This is a genomic window from Paenibacillus sp. FSL W8-0187 (assembly GCF_037969755.1).
GTDB lineage: Bacteria > Bacillota > Bacilli > Paenibacillales > Paenibacillaceae > Paenibacillus_AQ.
The window spans coordinates 2,467,751-2,486,110 of the sequence record NZ_CP150206.1 but is presented as its reverse complement, the minus strand read 5'-3'; the positions used below and the strand labels follow the sequence as shown (position 1 = coordinate 2,486,110).

At 48.2% G+C, this 18,360-nt stretch carries 14 protein-coding genes and 1 pseudogene; 5 read left to right on the top strand and 10 right to left on the bottom strand.

What is annotated here, in order from left to right; all coding sequences use genetic code 11:
- Positions 1-7: 7 nt before the first annotated feature.
- The 5 genes and pseudogenes from MKY48_RS11005 to MKY48_RS10985 form a co-directional block, all read right to left on the bottom strand.
- Complete coding sequence (locus MKY48_RS11005) at positions 8-223, bottom strand: hypothetical protein (RefSeq protein WP_339292910.1); 216 nt, start codon at positions 221-223, stop codon at positions 8-10.
- A gap of 375 nt (positions 224-598) precedes the next feature.
- Positions 599-838: a glutaredoxin family protein gene (locus MKY48_RS11000; RefSeq protein ID WP_339292909.1), complete on the bottom strand. Its 240-nt coding sequence runs from the start codon at positions 836-838 to the stop codon at positions 599-601.
- Positions 839-861: 23 nt separating this feature from the next.
- Positions 862-1,734 (bottom strand): hypothetical protein, encoded by an 873-nt coding sequence (locus MKY48_RS10995; RefSeq protein WP_339292908.1) that lies wholly within the window; start codon positions 1,732-1,734, stop codon positions 862-864.
- 194 nt (positions 1,735-1,928) lie between these two features.
- A complete protein-coding gene (locus MKY48_RS10990; RefSeq protein WP_339292907.1) occupies positions 1,929-3,560 on the bottom strand; it encodes a cobyric acid synthase in 1,632 nt (543 codons plus the stop codon).
- 258 nt (positions 3,561-3,818) lie between these two features.
- A pseudogene (locus tag MKY48_RS10985) lies at positions 3,819-4,969 on the bottom strand (IS3 family transposase).
- Between the two features lie 206 nt (positions 4,970-5,175).
- Here MKY48_RS10985 and MKY48_RS10980 point away from each other — a divergent pair.
- Together MKY48_RS10980 and MKY48_RS10975 are read left to right on the top strand one after the other, a co-directional pair.
- Entirely contained in the window at positions 5,176-5,700 is a 525-nt protein-coding gene (locus tag MKY48_RS10980) for a Crp/Fnr family transcriptional regulator (RefSeq protein ID WP_339292906.1), read from the top strand.
- An 86-nt stretch (positions 5,701-5,786) separates the two neighbouring features.
- Positions 5,787-6,353 (top strand): redoxin domain-containing protein, encoded by a 567-nt coding sequence (locus MKY48_RS10975; RefSeq protein ID WP_339272059.1) that lies wholly within the window; start codon positions 5,787-5,789, stop codon positions 6,351-6,353.
- A 602-nt stretch (positions 6,354-6,955) separates the two neighbouring features.
- Here the strand turns inward: MKY48_RS10975 and MKY48_RS10970 are convergent.
- Positions 6,956-8,218 (bottom strand): IS110 family transposase, encoded by a 1,263-nt coding sequence (locus MKY48_RS10970; RefSeq protein ID WP_098748207.1) that lies wholly within the window; start codon positions 8,216-8,218, stop codon positions 6,956-6,958.
- Positions 8,219-8,637: 419 nt separating this feature from the next.
- Here MKY48_RS10970 and MKY48_RS10965 point away from each other — a divergent pair, with 419 nt between their 5' ends.
- Positions 8,638-9,612, top strand: a complete 975-nt coding sequence (locus MKY48_RS10965) for a hypothetical protein (RefSeq protein ID WP_339272058.1) — start codon at positions 8,638-8,640, stop codon at positions 9,610-9,612.
- Here MKY48_RS10965 and MKY48_RS10960 read toward each other — a convergent pair.
- From MKY48_RS10960 to MKY48_RS10945, 4 genes are all read right to left on the bottom strand, one after another.
- Complete coding sequence (locus tag MKY48_RS10960; protein WP_339292905.1) at positions 9,607-10,689, bottom strand: Gfo/Idh/MocA family oxidoreductase; 1,083 nt, start codon at positions 10,687-10,689, stop codon at positions 9,607-9,609. The two genes, MKY48_RS10965 and MKY48_RS10960, sit on opposite strands and share 6 nt — an antisense overlap.
- 351 nt (positions 10,690-11,040) lie before the next feature.
- On the bottom strand, positions 11,041-12,660 hold the full coding sequence (locus MKY48_RS10955; protein ID WP_339292904.1) for an extracellular solute-binding protein: 1,620 nt from the start codon (positions 12,658-12,660) through the stop codon (positions 11,041-11,043).
- Positions 12,661-12,704: 44 nt separating this feature from the next.
- A complete protein-coding gene (locus MKY48_RS10950; RefSeq protein WP_339292903.1) occupies positions 12,705-13,625 on the bottom strand; it encodes a carbohydrate ABC transporter permease in 921 nt (306 codons plus the stop codon).
- 20 nt (positions 13,626-13,645) lie between these two features.
- Positions 13,646-14,575: an ABC transporter permease subunit gene (locus MKY48_RS10945; protein WP_339293495.1), complete on the bottom strand. Its 930-nt coding sequence runs from the start codon at positions 14,573-14,575 to the stop codon at positions 13,646-13,648.
- A 314-nt stretch (positions 14,576-14,889) separates the two neighbouring features.
- Here MKY48_RS10945 and MKY48_RS10940 point away from each other — a divergent pair, with 314 nt between their 5' ends.
- Positions 14,890-16,626: a histidine kinase gene (locus MKY48_RS10940; protein WP_339292902.1), complete on the top strand. Its 1,737-nt coding sequence runs from the start codon at positions 14,890-14,892 to the stop codon at positions 16,624-16,626.
- Positions 16,623-18,245 carry a response regulator gene (locus tag MKY48_RS10935; RefSeq protein ID WP_339292901.1) on the top strand — a complete coding sequence of 541 codons (1,623 nt, stop codon included), beginning with the start codon at positions 16,623-16,625 and terminating at the stop codon, positions 18,243-18,245. The genes MKY48_RS10940 and MKY48_RS10935 overlap by 4 nt, the downstream gene beginning before the upstream one ends.
- The last annotated feature ends 115 nt before the right edge of the window (positions 18,246-18,360 follow it).

Sequence of the window (18,360 nt, the reverse complement as noted above, 5' to 3'; positions counted from 1 at the left end):
GACAAGATTAATCGTTCCGCATCGGAACGAGCAGAAGCTCAAGTTTGCCCGTGTCTACATTTAATCTGCCTTCAATCGTTTCGTATTCCCGGCCGCCAACAACGATATAATTCACATGCTCCAGTGCAGCAACCATGTTTATCGTCCATGACCGTTCTTCGATCTGCACCAGCTCACCGTCCGGCTTCTTTTCAAACAAAATAACGTTCATTCCATTATCCACTGTGTGTCTACCCCTTCCATCTAAGCAGTGAGTATTGATACGTGTTATATTCCGAATCGTTTCAAGAAATTTCAATGGGCTATCAACGCTTGCCACAATGATCTTTTCCAAAAGACGCAACCCATATAATAACACCGCTACTGATTATTTACACCTGCGAATTACCATTAAAAAACTGATGAAAACGAACATCCTGGCCGTACAATACCTGATTATTTACGTTTTATATGGTGTAGCATCAAATTTCATGAACATCGTCTCCGAGTTGCAATTATGGCCATTGGCGCGGTGTGAAAATAGACGCACGTTAAAAGAAGCATAGATCATCCCGCGGGGAACAATCCATGCTTCTTCTTCACTTCCATGAACCCTTATTTATTTCATCAATTCCCGGATTTCCTGAAAGTTATCGGCAAATCCAATAAATACGTTGTCACCAATAACGATCGTAGGCACAATCTGTTTTCCCGTCAACCGTCGCACTTCTTCCGGATATTCCGGGTTCTGTGTGCAATCATACTCCGTATACGGAACCTCCTGCTCATTGAAGTAACGCTTGGCATGATGGCAATCGCTGCAAGTGGGGATGGTGTAGATTTTCAATGGTTCTGTCATATCGATCACTCCTTCAACTGAAATTATTGTATCTCAACGACAAAAGGCACGGTTATCACTTCACCCTGATGCTGAAATTGTCCCCAGATCTTGTAGATACCGCTGTGGGGGAAGGTAGTAGCAAATTCCGCTTGGGGTCCTGAACTCTGCTCGTCTAGAGGATGCACATGGATGTACTGCTCAGCGTCTGCGGACAGAATGACAACGTGCCCGACTGCGCCCAGATAAGGCTCGAGGTTGTTGATGCCTTGCTTCGTCTGCGCATCCTGAATATGATAGGTGAGCACAACCTCTTCATTCGATAAAGTATTGCTTAAACTCAGCTCAATTTCCTTGCCGTTTACTTGTTTGATCAGGCTGGAATCCGGTTGAATCGCCGAAGGTTTCCCTGCTTCTCCCTCAATCTGAACCCATTCGCTAAGCGTGGTCCCTCCAGCACCCTTAGGCACAAAATCTGCGAACAATTTATATTCGCCGCCAGCCGGGAATGTCGTGTTCACGGTAAATACGCCATTCTCCTTGTAATCCGGATGTATATGGTTGAAGAAGGACAAATCGCGATTCACTATGATCAGATGCAGGAGTTTCTCATGATTGACATCAAAATCCTGGACAGGTCCAGCGTCTTTATCCGTAATTTGGATCGTCAACTCAGATTCAGCACCTGCTCTTGCCGGTTCATTCCATGTAAATGCAGCGTTGTAATGATCTGAGGCCGTTTCATGACCGCCAGCGTGTTCACTGTGCCCGTTCGTTTCCCGGCTTCCGCTTTCCTTTTCATGGTTTCCGCCATGACCGCCCGTATCAGGGGCCTGCTTCGCGTTATCGCATGCTGTCAACAATCCAAAAGCAAGTATGCCCGTTAAGGTTAGTATGGTGCCCTTCCTATTCAACATGGGCTATCACTCCAATCAGGGGATATACTGAAAGATGAATTTTTTCATCCGCCTCTATATTTAGTATACCCCCCTATCCTATAATTAATCAACTTTTTTCTTTTCGCTCCACGCAAATAACACCATGCCGTGTGCATGGTGTTATCTTCCTATTCATCATTATTACCCGAATGATCGGATGCATTCCCCATCTTTCAATGCGCATAACCGATGATTTCATATATTTTTTTCATATCCACATGATTACGAACGATGTACGCTACACGGTCAAATTCCGCGAATTTGCGTTCTTCTGCTTTAAACGTTTCCGGAATTGGAATCAGACCCCTCTTTATCCGAATGCCGTTCAGCCAGGACCTGCGGAAGACATCGTTGTCAAACAAGCCATGCAAATAGCTTCCCCATATACGGCCATCAGAAGTAGCAATCCCTTCAATGTGCGGCTGAATATCTTCTATTGCCTTTAAAGAATCTGTACCATCTGCTTCAATCGAAAAAAGCGGGCGGTGTCCTGAGCCGTCAGACACGGCGCTCCATTCGGTCACGCCCATATGGATTTCATAGGCCGTAATCGTAAAATCGACCTCTGTATCCGAAGTAACGAACCTCAGCGGATGTTCCGGTAACAATTCCCCTTTCACCCGAACCGTCCTTTTATTCTTCAAAAAGGAAGTCCGAATCGGCAGAAGGCCAAGCCCCTTCGCTTCCCGAACGCTTCCTTCGACCGCATGCGGATCCGACAGCTGCTCGCCCAGCATTTGATATCCTCCGCAGATGCCAACCAACTGCACATCCCGCTGCTGCGTCTGCCTCAAGATCGCATCGGCCAGGCCCCGATCCTGAAGGAACCCGAGGTCACTGATCGTATCCTTGGTGCCAGGCAAAATAATGACGTCCGGCGTGCCAAGTTCATCCACCGATTGGACAAAGCGAACGACAACATCCGGCTCCCAGCGCAGCGTTTCAACATCCGTAAAATTCGAAATACGCGGATACCGGATAACGACAATATCGAGGTCGCGTTTTTCCTGTCTTTGATATTGAAGCTCATCCAGTACAACCGAGTCCTCGGCCTCGATTCGCATGTCCTGAATATAGGGGAGCACGCCCAGCACGGGAAGGCCTGTCCGCTCTTCAAGCCAGTCCAGTCCCGGCTGAAGCAGTGCTAAATCCCCACGGAACTTGTTAATGATAAACCCTTTGACCCTGGCCGCCTCATGGGGCTCGAGCAGTTCAAGCGTACCTACAATGGAAGCGAACACGCCGCCGCGATCGATATCCGCAACCAGAATAACCGGCGAATCCGCCCATCCTGCCAAATTCATGTTAACAATGTCCCGATCCTTAAGATTGATCTCCGCAGGACTTCCCGCGCCCTCCATGACAACGATATCGTAGCTCTCCCGTAGACGATCCAGTGCATCCAGCACAATCTCTTTGGCCTTCGGCAGGAACTGCGTCCTGTAATCCATCGCACTCATCTGCATGTGGGGAACGCCGTGGATCACGATTTGTGAAAACATGTCCTTTATCGGCTTGATCAGGATCGGATTCATGTCCGTTGTTGCGGCAATGCCGCAGGCTTCGGCCTGCACGCCTTGTGCTCTGCCGATCTCTTTGCCATCCAGCGTCACGTAGGAATTAAGAGCCATATTTTGCGATTTGTATGGAGCCGTACGATAACCATCCTGTAGAAATATGCGGCATAGCGCCGTCGTTACGATGCTCTTGCCTACATCCGAAGCGGTGCCCTGCAGCATGAGCACTGCTCCCTGTCTTTTCCTGATCTTCGTAGGCGTATCCCTTATGTATTGCGTTTCATTCATCTTCTTCACCCTTTTCCCTGACTTAAATCGCTTGCTCACATCATTATAGCAAAACCATCGCATCGCTAAAGGAGTTCTTCCCGCATGAAATCCAGAAAATTCTCTTGAACTTTGTCAGCCCGAAATGTTAACAATAAAGAATAGCAGTTTCGCATGTCCGTGCATGATTACCGAAAGGCGGAAACCAACCATGAAACCTGAACTGAATGAGAAGCTGGTCATAGCCCCGTCAAGTAGACAATAAAAAAAGAGAATTTATTAAGCGGCGACCTTTTCCCGAAATTCAATCGGTGAGAGGTCGCCGAGTTTGTTTTGGAAACGCTCCTCGTTATAAAACAAAATATATTCTGTAATTTGAATTCTGGCTTGCTCCAGATTCTGTGGCTTCTCCAAATATAACTTCTCGGTCTTTAAATGGGAAAAGAACGACTCGATACAGGCATTGTCAAAGCAGTTCCCACGCCTCGAATGGCTCCCCGTCAGCATCTTCTCTTCAAGCAACTTGGCATAGCTTTGTGTCGTATACTGAAACCCTTGGTCTGAATGGAGCAAGGATGGCCCACATTTTAGTTTCTTTACTGTGTCCGTAACGAGTTTCAAGTCATTTCGCTCGGAGAGTTCCCAGGACACAATTTCATTGTTATACAGATCCATCACAACCGAAAGATAAGCAAACTCATGTCCAATTCGGACATACGTAATATCTGTCACGAGCTTCTGCCGGGCAGCCGTAGCCAGGAATTCCCGATTTAAGACATTACGGAACAGTACTGACGGTTTCCGGCCAGCAAATGGACGCTTCTTGCGAATCACGGAACGAATGCACAGCTCTCTCATTAAGCGACGTACCTTCTTGTGATTCACCACCAAGCCTTCTTTCCCTAAAGCGGTTCGCATACGCTTGTAACCAAAATAAGGGCGGATTCGATGTATGCCTAGAATGTGTGATTTCAGAACCGCATCCCGGTCTGCTCGTTTCATTCTGCTGGCGAGTGTCCTTCTCCATTTGTAATACCCTGCACGTGAAATCTCAGCGATCCTGCAAAGCCAAGTCACGGGAGCCTGCTTGCTTATTTCTTGAATGGACTTGCACCGGGCTTCGAAATCCAGCTTCCCTCCCCGTGCAAGTTCGGATTGAGCTTTTTTAGGTACTCCACCTGCGCTTTCAAATAGGCATTCTCTTCTTCTGCACTACTAAAATGCTTCTTGGTCCAGCGTCCTCGGTAATCCTCGAAACTTTCCCCGTTTTGATGCTTACGTACCCATGCTATGATTTGGCTTTCGCTCTTGATGCCCAACTTCTCCATGATCCGGCTGTACGTCCAATTTTCTTCCACTCTAAGACGAACAGCCTCTTTCTTCGTTTCTTCGCTATATCGATTAAAAGTTTGACCTTTCTTCGCTGACATAACAAAAATCCCCTCCGGTTCCAGTGTTGAGTTCATTTTAACATGATCTCTTTTTTCACTGTCTACCATGAGGGGATAATACCAAGCAGATAACCGGCATCTTTCCTTATTTGAAAGTCGTACCGCCAGAAGAATGGATCCACGCTAAAGCTTTCACAAAACATTTTGATGCCAAATCGAGAATCTTTCATCGAGAGGATGCCACGATGTATGGCATGTTCCTGATCAGCGGATCGGCCCGTATCACAATCATCAACGAAGATGGCAACGAATCGGTGTTAAACATACTATCAGCCGGTGAAGTCTGTTCGCTCCTCGTGCTTAGCGGGCTTAGTGGGCAGGATTATCCGGGGACTCTCATTGCCGAGTCCGAGGTAGAGGTATTGTATGTGTTGAAAAGCAGCTTTCTCCGTTGGCTGCAGGTATATGAACCCATCCGTAGCGCTATATTTGGTGGGCTGCTTGATGGAACACTGCGGATGGCAAATATGCTGCAGGAAAGACAGTCATTACCGCTGGAGCAGCGCCTTGCCAGGACTCTGCTGCGCATCACCTCGGAAGAACATCCGTTAGTACACACAACCCACCAAGAGCTTGCTGATGAAATTGGCTCCGTAAGAGAGGTCGTCTCCCGTACGCTGGGCCATTTCCAAAAGAAAGGATGGCTGGAAACAGGAAGAGGCTGGGTGAAAATTATAAACCGGGGCTGTCTAACAGAAACTGCTATGTGACCTAGTCACAGAGCAATGTAGTCCTCCCTGCTACATTGGTAATAGGCCTCACGCCTATATACCGTTAACCCAGGAGGAAATCCAAAATGAACAATGTGCTCCAACCCGGAGATTATGCTCCATTATTCCAAAGCGTAGATCAAAATGGAAATATCATTTCACTAGAAAACCATCGCGGACGTAAATTACTTCTCGCTTTTTTCCGTAACGCAGCCTGTGCACTATGCAATCTGAGGGTGCACCAGTTTATTCAGCGATATCCTCAGTGGCAGCAGCAGTATCATCTCGATGTCATTTGCGTTTTCGAATCACCGGAAGCGGCACTTCATCAGCATGTCGGTCAGCAGAATGCTCCATTTCCTCTTATTGCCGATCCGAATGCGGAGCTCTACACTCGCTATGGAGTCGAGACTTCGGTAGCCAAGACACAAGCCACCTTAGCACAACCGAATGTGCATCAATTCACGGATGAAGCAGAAGCGGCAGGTTTCAAGCTGACGCCGGAAGAAGGTTCAAATTTTAATCGGATTCCGGCAGAGTTTGTGTTGGATGAGGACGGCATCATACGGATTGCGCATTACGGTCGTCTTATTACCGATCATCTGCCTTATGAAACCGTTGAACGTTATGCTGCCGGAACACAGCTTCCCTAGCCGGGTTGAGCCTGTCATTATGTCGCATTCAGCGGTAAAAGGAAATCCAAATCCATTGGCAGATAGAGTTGGTCCATGGTATATTGAATGTACAAAAGAAACCGTTCCTTTCGTAAATGGTTTGGTTCGAACCTCCATTTTACCAAAGAACGGTTTCTTTGCGTCTAAAAAAGTAAGCAATCCGCACGGCGTAGCGGAGAGGACGAATCGATTCCGGACAAGCGTCAGCGCTCGCCTCCCTCCTTATGATTCAATTTTCTTGCGCTAGCTCGCTAATTCGCAGGATTTCATTCGTTATGAAAACAAATGTGACAACGAAGGCGACAAAAGGGGGGACCGTATGGCGAATGTGGGCATAACGAAATAAGGGGAAGTGCGAAATTCCCATAGTTTTCCTTTATTCGCATGCTCCATCTTCGTCCTTGAGGTTTGCCCTCCCATGTCTCAACGGGTCTATGCCCTTTCATTCCTTCGTTACACCTATCAAGGAGATGGAGTCCGTTACTGCTTTGTCCACGGGTCTGAGCCCTTTAGGCGAGCGTATCGGTTCTTCATGCTTCTTGTGAATCCTGCGAATGAGCCAGTAGGCAAGTGGTCGGTTATTAAGCGGCGACCGTTACTTTGTTGATGTCGTAAACGGAATGCTTCTTCGCCATAGCTACAAGCATACGAGCAAGCTTCCCGCACAGCTTCATGATCGACTTCATACCTTTCATGTTCTTCACTTGTTTGTTGTACTGATGCAGCGCCCGAAATTCTGGATTAATGGAAACCATATGAAAGACCGTCATGAAAAGAAGTTTTCGCAGTCCAGGTCGCCCTCGCTTCGTGATTTTCACTTCGCCCTTGTAGGTACCTGAGCTGTTTTCGGACAGATGTAAGCCAGCTAACCGAAGGACTTGGTTACCATGAGTAAAGCCGCCCAAATCACCCGCTTCACTGTATAACGTAGCCAGCGTAATATCATTCATGCCTTTAATGGTACGAAGGAGCTTTGCTGTGGGAATGCTTCGAAGGAGTTGACTCATCTTTTCTTCCAGTTGATTCAATTGGTCGTTATACATCTGCAGTTGTTGCAGCAGTAACGATATACTAAGTTTTGCTTCCTCTACACAATTCGGAATGGCAGCTGTCCGTTGCGCCGCATGGATGAGGGCAGCGGATACCTTACGGCTGCCTGCGCGCTTCAGTCGTTTTCTCCACCCGGCGATAACGTCTTCAACCGTTAAGTGGCGAAGATCGGATGGATGCGCAAATTCGGCCAACGTTGCGAGTGCCGTCTTCGAGGTGATGTCCTTAAATACCTGCTGAAACTCAGGGAAGTACATGTCAGTCCACCGATACATCTGGTTGACGACACTGGAGACTTGCTTGGTCACAAAGTCTCTGGTGCCCACAAGCTGCCTAAGCGCCCGATACGGCTCGGCGTGAATATGAGTTTCAGAATAGTATCCATTCTTCACCATGTCGGCAATGACCAAGGCATCTTTGACATCGTTTTTAGTTGGAGAGTTGTCCCGGTTTTCTTTGTTACGCTTCACTTGAAACGGGTTAACGAGAACGAGCTCGAGCAGCCTCTCTTTAAGCCAGAACGCTAGGTTGAACCAGTAGTGACCGGTTGGCTCAACGCCGAAGATGACATCGGTCTTGTTAAACTGAAGCATTAGAGCTTGCATCCACTGATATAACTTTTCATATCCTTCGAGATCGTTAGAGAACACAAGGTAGGAACCTCGTTCAATGCCACGATAGTCTGTCGCACGTGCGACATGTTTAAATTTTGCAATGTCGATGCCAATGATGAGATGATGGTTGGTTATACGTTCAATTCGTTGATTTTGTTTAACTGATTGTTTAAACTTCATAATAAGAGCACCTTCCTTATGATGTTGTGGTTGTCGTAGTGGACACCTTTCATCATAAGGAGGTGCTCGTTCAATTTCAAAGCCGAAATTTAAGAGCATACAGGAATGCTTTGCCCCCCCATTTCGTCCTTGCTCAGAACCATTCCAAGAAATGTGGGGGCAACAGCGATGGTAGGAACGATTCGTACACGGAGCGTCTTCTAACAGCAAGAAGGGGGCCTCCTGCAAGATCTAAGATCTTTGGGACACCCTCTTGTTTAGTGACGCTATGACTGTAAAGTCAAATGCTGTCTATGAATGCTCTTAAGGGATAATATTTTCAAAATGGGGGATATATTCATCCAGCAATATACTTTTTTATCTAATATTGTATTATCTTGGATAGGTGACTAGAGTTGGTTAAGGGAGGAGCTGATTGAATGGTAATGCATTTCTCCAAGATTAGCAACATCTATATTCATGTCAAATGGTTTACGGACAACTTTGAATGGGTCCCCCTGCCCTTTCCCCGTATCGTTACGCTGACGTTCCTGTTTTGGTTAGCGTTTACATTGTTGATCCTATTACTCACCTGTGCCTTTCACGATCCCCTGGGTAAGATGAGGCCCATCATGAAAATTCACCAATGGCTGCACAGACTAAGGCCCCATTCCGAAGTCATTCTGCGCATAGGGCTGGCCATCGGCCTGGTGCTGCAGCTTCTAAGCGGCTCGTACCTGGCACCCGAGTTCAAAACCAATTCCATGTGGATTATCCTCGGTCTCTCCGCCGCCGCAGCCTGCCTGCTCTATAAACGCACATTGCCGGTGAGCGGTGCCATCCTATTCTTGCTCTATCTACAAGCTTCATTAACCTACGGCATTTTTCATTCCATCGATTATTTAATCTATCTCGGTATTGTATATTATCTGTTTGTGTGCGGCACTCCAATAAAAAGAACGGCTCCTCCCGTCATGTATATATGCACGGGCATGTCCCTTGCTTGGCTTGCCATGGAAAAGCTGACCATCCCCGAGCTTGCTTGCACCGTAATGGGCAGCTACGGACTTCCTACCTTCGGATTTACCATTGAGCATTTCGTCATGATCAGCGCTTTTGTCGAAATAGGGCTAGCGTGGGCATTTATCGTAGGCATCATGAGCCGATTCACCGCTCTGCTGGTATCTGGCATTTTTATTATGACAAGCCTTGTATTCGGTTACAAAGAAGTCATTGGCCATACGATCATTCACACGGTACTGATCTTATTCCTAATCGAAGGTACGGGTGAACTTAAAACTCCATTTCAATTCCACCGCTCCGCTGTACTTCGCGGATTATTTGTAAGCGTTAACTTTTGCCTGTTTCTGTTCACTTTGATGGCGCTGTATATCTGGATGGGCAAGACGTTATGACAAACTCTGGATTCGTTGGCCCGTATTTCGAAGCTCTACCACGGCCTTGGTCTCGCTTGCTCTAACGACCGCATCCAGCACCTCTTGATTCCGGTATCCGTCCATAAACCCGGGGACTCCATCGGTAGGCGTCCCCCGCAATATCGCGGCAAAATCGGCATACTGCTTGACCTTGCAATGCTGCGGCACTTCCATGGTCGTTCTAGCGAGCTGCCCGGGCTCTTCTTCGCGAATCCATACCACCCGTTCCGGATCCAATGTGCTGGCGTGGACCGTGCCATGATCGCCGTAAATGGACACCTCATGCTGGTTGCCTGAACCGAACGCATTGCGTGATGTCTGAAACACGCCCATCATGCCATCGGTCATCCGTGCCTGAAAGCTGGCAAAATCATCAACTTCGATCTTGGCCATCGCTCCCGTTACCGGGTCCCTACGTTCTGGAATGATGGTATGTAGCTGGGCCGTAATTTCTTCAAATTCTCCAAACAGAAATCGGGCCATATCGATCATATGCGAACCTAAATCTCCCAGGGTCCCCGTCCCTGTGATGCCTTTGTTGTATCTCCACATGTAGGGAACCTGCTGGTTCGGCACGCCAAACCCCTGCAAGTACTGAATGGAGAAGTGACGGACCGTACCCAGCTTGCCCGTACGGATCAGTTCCCTGGCATAACGAAAAGCGGGCGTATAACGGTACGTAAACCCGATCATGGCGGGGACGGGCTGTTTCTCATACAGCTCCAGCAAGGAGATGGCTTCTTCGAAGACTCGTGTAAATGGTTTTTCCGCCAAAAAAGGTTTACCCGCTTGCAAGCATGCGCTGATGATATCGGCGTGCACGTTGTTGGGCGTAACCGAAATGACGGCATCGACGTCAGGATCTTCAATTAAATCCTTGAAATTCATATAGCGCTTGCCGTCCTCAATCCCCAGCTGATCGCCTACTCTGGCCACGGCTTCCCCATTGACGTCGCTCACGGCCACGAACTGATAGATGTTCTCTTCATTCATCCAGCGGATGTGCTCCTGCGCCATCCCGCCCAAACCGATTAAGCCGATTCGAAATTTATTCATCATCGAAACACTCCTTGTTTATAAATCTATCTATCACTAGGATTGAATATGCTGTTCGGATATAGGCTGGCTACCTCCTCATGGTTGCCTCCTGTAGTTTGATAGTTGCCCATTCATCACTACAAATTCGGATTGTTTTTCCGATCCCTGTTACCCCCGGATTTTTTCGGAATTAAATTTAATGAGGTTGAAATCCGGGGATAAAGGGGCACGCTTCGCTTCTCCAAAACAATTCCGCCTTCTCCGTTGAAGCTGATCGTATAAAATAAACCACCGTTTCGTCACCCTTCGAAAAGTTGCTGCCCCGCAGCATTTCGATCTGCGGGGCAGTCAGATGAAACATAGCAGTCACTATTTCACGCTGATATACCGCTGATAGGCTTCCTTGCGGATTTGCACCAGACGCTCAAGGCCCATATCGTTCAGCTGCTTGACGTATGCATCCCATTCCGCATCGATATTGCCTTCGGATATCCACTTCGCCCGGGTCGTGCCGACATAACCGTCGATATCCGTTGTCAGCGTAGGCAGCTCCTGGAATTCTTCGGCGCTGTACATCACGTTCGGGAACGGCGTCGTTACGTATTCGCTGCCCAACTTGTCGATGACCAGCTTCAAGCCATCGCCCGTGGTCTCATCCAGTATGATGTTTTTCTCGAAGCTCGGGCTTACGTACTTTGGACCGAAATCCCTTACGGATTGCTCCCAGTACCACGCATCCGCACTCGTTCCTTCCGGCGGATTCATGAGCGTAAACGTCCCATCGTCGTTCTTCTGAATCACCGTGCCGATGGCTCCCCAGAAATTCTGGATGCTCGCTTCATTGGTGTAGAACTGGTCCGCCCATCGAGCCGAAATTTCCGGATACTTGTTCGACGTGGTGATAAGGAACTCGTTTCTCCGCAGGCTCATGCCTTGAGGCTCGCCGCCCTGATACCTTTTTCCGTCAGGTCCGGCGATGGACGGAATCGCAATATATTGATCCTTCCACTTCCCGAACACCGCATCCGGCACCCATTGGTTGGAGAAACCGATCAGCGCCGCATCCGGATTCTGATGCTTCGCCGTGGACATGGTGCTGTCCTGCGTAAAGATCTCCTGGTCGATCAGGCCTTCCGAATACAGCTTATGCGCCCACTTGATCGCTTCCTTGTAGTTCTCCGTCACCGGGTAGAACACTGGCTCGTTATCGATGACCATCATGCTGTTGCCGTTAATGTCCGTGATGCCGAACGGATTCAGCAGGTCGATGCTGATGTTCCCCGATCCGCTGACCGGAATCTCATCGGCCTTGCCATTGCCGTTTGGATCCTGTTCTTTAAACGCTTTGAACACCTCGTACAGCTCGTCTGTGTTGTCCGGAATATCCAGTCCGAGCTGGTCGAGCCATGTTTTGTTAATGATTGGCTGGATCGATGCTTTCGGCCTTGACGGCAGCCGCGCCGGCAAGGAGTAGATTTTCCCGTCCGGGAATGTGCTCATCTTTTTCATCTCGGGCGTTTCTTCCAGCGCCGCTTTCAGGTTCGGCATGTATTGATCGATGTAGTCATCCAGCGGGCGGAAATACGACAGGTTGTTCACGATATCGGAATCGCTGAATACGATATCGCCGAAAATAATATCCGGCAGCGTACCGCTCGCCAGCATGATCGATTTTTGCTCGCCCCAATCATTCGAGGACATGATTTGCCAATTGATTTTGACATTGGTCTCCTTCTCTAAATCCTTGAGCCACTGGTTCTGGAGGAACGTATCTCCCATGTTGCCCCAGCGAACGGTCAGCACATCCAGCGTTATTGGCTCATTGACAATCGGCAGACCTTCTTTGTTAAAAGCCGCTTCGGTATCCGTTTTAGTATCATTGCTCTTGCCGCCGCTGCAGCCCGTCAGGTTTAACAGCAGTACTCCGGCCAACATAATGACGGCAGCCAGCTTCAGACGATGTCTCCTCATTGCCTTATTTGTTCCCATTCAACCATTCCCCCAATTATTATTTTTAATAGATCTATCCGGCTTTACGACTTCACGGCTCCGATCATCACCCCCTGATTGAAATACTTCTGCACGAACGGGTAGATGCACATAATCGGTACCGTTGCGACGATAATGACCGCATAACGCATAATATTGGCGAGTCGCAGCGCTATGGCCGCGGCCTCTCCGGTACCCATAGCGGATTGCATCTGGTTGGTAACCAGAATATTTCGCAAAATGAGCTGCAGTGGGTACAGGTTCGTATCTTTTAGATAGATCAGGGCATTGAAATAGGAGTTCCAATGACCCACGGCCGTCCACAAGGCAATGACCGAGATGACTGCTTTCGATAGCGGAATCACGATGGTCATGAAATATCTCAGATTTCCGCAGCCATCCAGCTGGGCCGCCTCCCATAAATCCTCCGGAATACTGCTCTGGAAAAAAGTCCGTGCCACGATGATGTTAAAGGCTGCAACCGAAAACGGCAGCACCATGACAAAAAACGTATCGTACAGGTGGAAATCGCGGATCGTCATAAAGGTCGGAATCAAACCGCCATTAAAGAACATCGTAAAAATAAAGAGCAGCGATATATATTTGCGGCCTACGAGGTCTTTTCGCGAGAGCGCGTAAGCTGCGGAAATGTTAACCACCAAGCCGATGGCGGTACCTACAATCGTATACACAATCGTATTTCGGTACCCAATCCATATATTAGAGTGCTTCAGCAATTCTTGATAGCCTGCCAGCGTAAAATCCTTGGGCCAAAGCCATACCTGTCCATTCGCAACCGCCGCCGGCTCGCTGAACGAAGCAATGATGATGAAGTACAGCGGATAAATTAACACGATCAGCATCAAGACAGCGAATACATACAGGCCGATCTCCAGCACCCTGTCGGAAGATCGGGTATTCCTCTGCCTTTGCGCTGTCTTCTCTCTTATTTCCACAACGCCCATAGAACCCTTCCTCTCATGTGTTACCACAAACTGTTTTCGCTGTATTTTTTCGAAATCTGGTTAACCAGAATCAACAGAACAAAATTAATGACCGTATTAAACAGATTGATCGCCGACGAGAAGCTGTATTGGCTGCTCAGCATGCCGATTTTGTACACATACGTGGAGATGACCTCGCTGGAGGTAATATTGAGACTGTTTTGCATGAGATAAATCTTCTCGAAGCCGACACCAAGCAAGCTGCCGATCCGCAAAATGAGCAGGGTCACAACCGTTGGCATCAGCATCGGGATATCGATAAACCGGATTTTCTGCCATCGGCTTGCCCCGTCCATCGTGGCCGCTTCGTACAAGCTGGGGCTCACCGCAGATAACGCCGCGATATAGATGATGCTGTCCCAGCCCGTATGCTGCCACACGTCCGACCATACGTACACGCTGCTGAACAAGCCGGCCGATCCCATCAGGTTCGGCGCTTCCGCACCGAATAGACGAAATATATTCCCGATCAGCCCCGACCCCGGGGAGAACAGAATCAGCATGAGTCCAACCATCACGACCGTGGAGATAAAATGCGGCATATAGGTTACGGTCTGGAAGAAGCGCTTGAACCAATTCTGGCGCATTTGATTGACCATCAAGGCAAGCATGATCGGAATAGGGAACGTCGCAACGCTGTATAAGCTGATCACAAGCGTGTTGGTGATCGTTGTCGAGAATTGATAGGAGTTAAAAAACTTCTCAAAATACTTTAGACCCGCCCATGGACTCTCCATAATCCCGAGAGCGGGACTATAGTCCTTGAATGCGATCAAGATCCCGTACATCGGTACGTAAGAAAACAACAAAACCAGCACAACCGCAGGCAGCAGCAGCAGATACAGGCCCCAATTCTTTTTGATGCGCCCGAGGGTTGGGTGTGTTGTTCTATTCAGTTGGCCTGCTTTCAAATCAATTCCCCTTTCTGTTCGCGTCGTCGTGGATCCGGCATGTCGCGTAAGCAACTCAAGTATACTTCCACCCGGAATCGTTTTTTGGACCTCATCATGCGTTATTCGGACCTTCGCCTTGTCGCCCTTCAAGAAATCCTCGATTTCCATATACAAGCATGCTATTATCCGGACTTTACGATGCGGTATCCGGACTTTATGGAAGATGCCCGAGCGTTCGCTCCTGATTTTTTCGTCTTTTCCATTTATAATGACAGTACCACTATTAAAACGCTTTCATTATTTGGCGAATTGAAAGGAATCACAGCAGCCCCATGGTTAAAGCACTGAATAACAAACCATATCCCATCCGTCACTATGTGAAAATCATGCTCTTTATCTCAATCTTTGCCCTCGTGGTGGATCTCGTGATCAGTTTCGCTTCCATCTTCATCGTGAAGCAGCAATCGACCCGATATTTGCAGGATACAGCGAATCTGTACATCAGGCAGATCAATCATGACTTCTCCTACATCAACCACTATATGGGCTGGACGCTGGCGAATGATGAGAGCGTTAAGATCATGGATACCCCCGGCACCGATTACGTGGACTACATCAAGTCGAGCGAAAGAGTGCATAAACGCTTTAATGAGCTTCAAAAAAACTACGGCCAAGAATACAACTTCTTTTTCTATTTAAAAGAACAGGATTTTTTTCAGAACTATGCACCCATGTCCCTGTCGTATACAGAGTTCCTGGAACTCAAGGAGCAAATCGTCTCCCTCACGGATTCCAAAAACGTATACGAAACGTTCTACTCCAACTGGAATCCAATCCTTGTTCAGGACACGAATTACATCATCAACATCGTTCCTTACCACAACCGGTATCTGATCTGTCTCATCTCCGCAGACGATCTGATCCGACCACTCCAACAACTGGATTTGGGTGAGGATGGTTACGTGTCTCTGGTGGATGATCAAGGGGCAGCTCTTTCGAGCGCCAGTGTCGGCGAGCTTGGAGCCATGGTCGAAGCTGCCAAAGCTTCCCCTTTTAGCCTGTCACAGCCGCGGACTACGGTCACGGAGGGATTCTCGAACGCTTCCTTCAACGTGCAACTGGTCATCCAATTCGGCATATTTGAGACGATCATGATCGCCCAGCTCCTCATTATGCTGCTGTTTGTTATACTCACGTGTACGCTCAGCCTGGTGATGCTGTATTTCAAGAAGAAAGTGTTAAAGCCGATTCAGAATTTCTCGGAAAACGTAAGGCGCATCCATGAGGATAGCGAAAATCTGGATTTCATGAGCAGCGAGATCATCGAGCTTGAGCAGGTCAACTCCCAATTCAAACATCTGATCGAACAGATCAAGAAGTTTAAAATCGATATTTATGAGCAGCAGCTGGATAAACAGAGAATCCAGTTGGATTATATGAAGCTGCAGATCAACCCCCATTTTTTCCTGAACTGCTTGACGAACATCTACAGCATGGCGCAAATGCAGATGTTTAAGGAAATCGAATATATGTCGCTGTCCACGTCCAAATACTTTCGCTACATCTTTCAAAGCGGCGATAACCTCGTGCGCCTTGAGGACGAAATCGAGCATGTCCGGATTTACCTGGAGATTCAGAAGCACCGCTATCGCGATGCCTTTTCTTATCGTATCGATGTTGAAAAGGAGCTTACCGGTCTCACCATTCCGCCCCTCGTGCTCCAGACCTTTATCGAAAACGCGGTAAAATACGCCGTATCCCGAGATCATGAGCTGCAAATCCGATTGTCCGTTAGTCTACGGATGGAGGGTGATAAACCTTCTATGGTCATCCGGATATCCGATACCGGGCCCGGGTTTCCCGCAGAAGTATTGGATAAGCTGACAACCGGCAAAGCGCTCGATCAAAGCGAAGGGAAGCATATCGGAATTATGAACACCCTTCAACGGCTCGAGCTGCTCTATCATCGCCGGGCGCATGTGGAATTTTCGAACCCGGAAGAGGGCGGCGCTAGCGTCACATTAACGCTTCCACAACCCGTGCAGGAATGGAGAGGAGAAATTCAATGAACGTATTGCTGGTTGATGATGATTATTTTGTCGTGGCCGCGCTGGAGAAGAAGATTGATTGGAAGACACTCTCGATCGAACAGGTCTATACCGCTTACAGCGTTGCGCAGGCAAGGGATATACTGCAGCAGCATTCGGTCCAGATCCTCATCTGCGATATCGAAATGCCGCAGGGCAGCGGGCTGGAGCTTCTCGCCTGGATACGCGAGGAACAATACAGCATTCAGACGATCTTCCTGACGAATTACGCTGATTTCAACTATGCACAGAAAGCCATTGAGCTGCAAAGCTTTGACTATTTCCTGAAACCGATTGAATTCGATATGCTTAGCCTTATCATCTCCAAGGCCGTCTATAAAGCAAAGGAACAGCAAAGCGATCAGGAAGCGATCCTGGACGGGCAGCTGTGGAAAAAAAATCAAAAAAAGCTCCAGGAGCATTTTTGGAGCAAGCTGATAAAGGAACGGAAAGCTTCTTCAGACCGGGCCTCCATCGCAGGATATGTCGCGGAACAGAAACTCTCCTATGAGATGTCGGATCTATTTCTTCCTGTGCTCATCACCATTTTTCCGCATGATCAAAGTTTGGGTAAAGAAGACAAAGACCTGTTTGACTATGCGTTTCTCAACGTGCTGTCCGAATTGTTCCAGGACCCGCTCTTCACGGTTGAAGCCGCTATGGAATATAAGGATTACAATTGGATGGTCATGCTGAAATGGAATCTTCCTCCGGATTCCAGCGTCATGGAAAACATCTGCACGTCATTTATTGAAAAAGCCAATCAATTTCTCCGAAGCGATGCTTCCTGCAGCGTATCGATTTCGGTGGCATTGGAGGAGATCAACAAGTCCATTCGGATGCTGCTGCAAATGAATGAGGATATGATTAAAAAGCGGAATCAGATTGTTTTTCTGGAACACCATTCCCTGCAAGAAGCCACGTACACCCCTCCCCCGCTGCAAGACTGGGAAGTCCTTCTCAGCGGGAACAATCCGGCTGGGTTTCTGGAAGAAACCCGCAAATACTTGCACAACCTGGCCAAGAATGGCGTCTACAACACCTCGGTGCTGCGTTTATTCCGCTTGGATATCGTACAGCTGGTATATTCCTATCTGAAGGGCAAAGAGATCCAGGCTCATAAGCTGTATACCGGCAAAACCAATGACCAGCTGTTCCTGCAATCCTTGAACTCAATTGAAGATATGGAGAAATATACGAAATATCTCGTCAGCACGGCAGCAGAATATCATGCCTACGCGGACCTGTCGCATACCGTGGTGGAGGAGATTAAGCAATATATTCATTGCCATTACGGGGATGAGCTGACGCGAACGAGCCTGGCGGAAATCGTCTATCTCAACCCGGATTATTTGGCCCGCGTGTTCAAGAAAGAAACGGGCGTCTCTTTGGGTACTTACATCATTCAGTCCCGCATCAAGGCGGCCAAGCATCTGCTGGAGACGACTCCCTTGTCGGTATACCAGATTGCGGCTAAGGTGGGGTACGCCAACTATTCCTATTTCTCAAAGCTGTTCAAGCAGGATACGGGCTGGTCACCCAGTGACTATAGACGGGTGCTGCAAGCCGGGAGCAGCGGAAAGATCGATCATGCGAAATAACATTACACGCTCGACGAGTTTCGCGAATGAGCTGTCAGCAACCACAACTGAAAAATAAAAAGTACCGCAGCCTCAAGCCTAATTCGCTTGGCGGACGCGGTACTTTTTCTATGAT

What these genes read in the sequence shown, in the direction of transcription:
- MKY48_RS11000 (WP_339292909.1), bottom strand. Translation starts at nt 838, where the DNA reads ATGACAGAACCATTGAAAATCTACACCATCCCCACTTGCAGCGATTGC.
- MKY48_RS10995 (WP_339292908.1), bottom strand. Translation starts at nt 1,734, where the DNA reads ATGTTGAATAGGAAGGGCACCATACTAACCTTAACGGGCATACTTGCT.
- MKY48_RS10990 (WP_339292907.1), bottom strand. Translation starts at nt 3,560, where the DNA reads ATGAATGAAACGCAATACATAAGGGATACGCCTACGAAGATCAGGAAA.
- MKY48_RS10980 (WP_339292906.1), top strand. Translation starts at nt 5,176, where the DNA reads ATGTATGGCATGTTCCTGATCAGCGGATCGGCCCGTATCACAATCATC.
- MKY48_RS10975 (WP_339272059.1), top strand. Translation starts at nt 5,787, where the DNA reads ATGAACAATGTGCTCCAACCCGGAGATTATGCTCCATTATTCCAAAGC.
- MKY48_RS10970 (WP_098748207.1), bottom strand. Translation starts at nt 8,218, where the DNA reads ATGAAGTTTAAACAATCAGTTAAACAAAATCAACGAATTGAACGTATA.
- MKY48_RS10965 (WP_339272058.1), top strand. Translation starts at nt 8,638, where the DNA reads ATGGTAATGCATTTCTCCAAGATTAGCAACATCTATATTCATGTCAAA.
- MKY48_RS10960 (WP_339292905.1), bottom strand. Translation starts at nt 10,689, where the DNA reads ATGAATAAATTTCGAATCGGCTTAATCGGTTTGGGCGGGATGGCGCAG.
- MKY48_RS10955 (WP_339292904.1), bottom strand. Translation starts at nt 12,660, where the DNA reads ATGGGAACAAATAAGGCAATGAGGAGACATCGTCTGAAGCTGGCTGCC.
- MKY48_RS10950 (WP_339292903.1), bottom strand. Translation starts at nt 13,625, where the DNA reads ATGGGCGTTGTGGAAATAAGAGAGAAGACAGCGCAAAGGCAGAGGAAT.
- MKY48_RS10940 (WP_339292902.1), top strand. Translation starts at nt 14,890, where the DNA reads ATGGTTAAAGCACTGAATAACAAACCATATCCCATCCGTCACTATGTG.
- MKY48_RS10935 (WP_339292901.1), top strand. Translation starts at nt 16,623, where the DNA reads ATGAACGTATTGCTGGTTGATGATGATTATTTTGTCGTGGCCGCGCTG.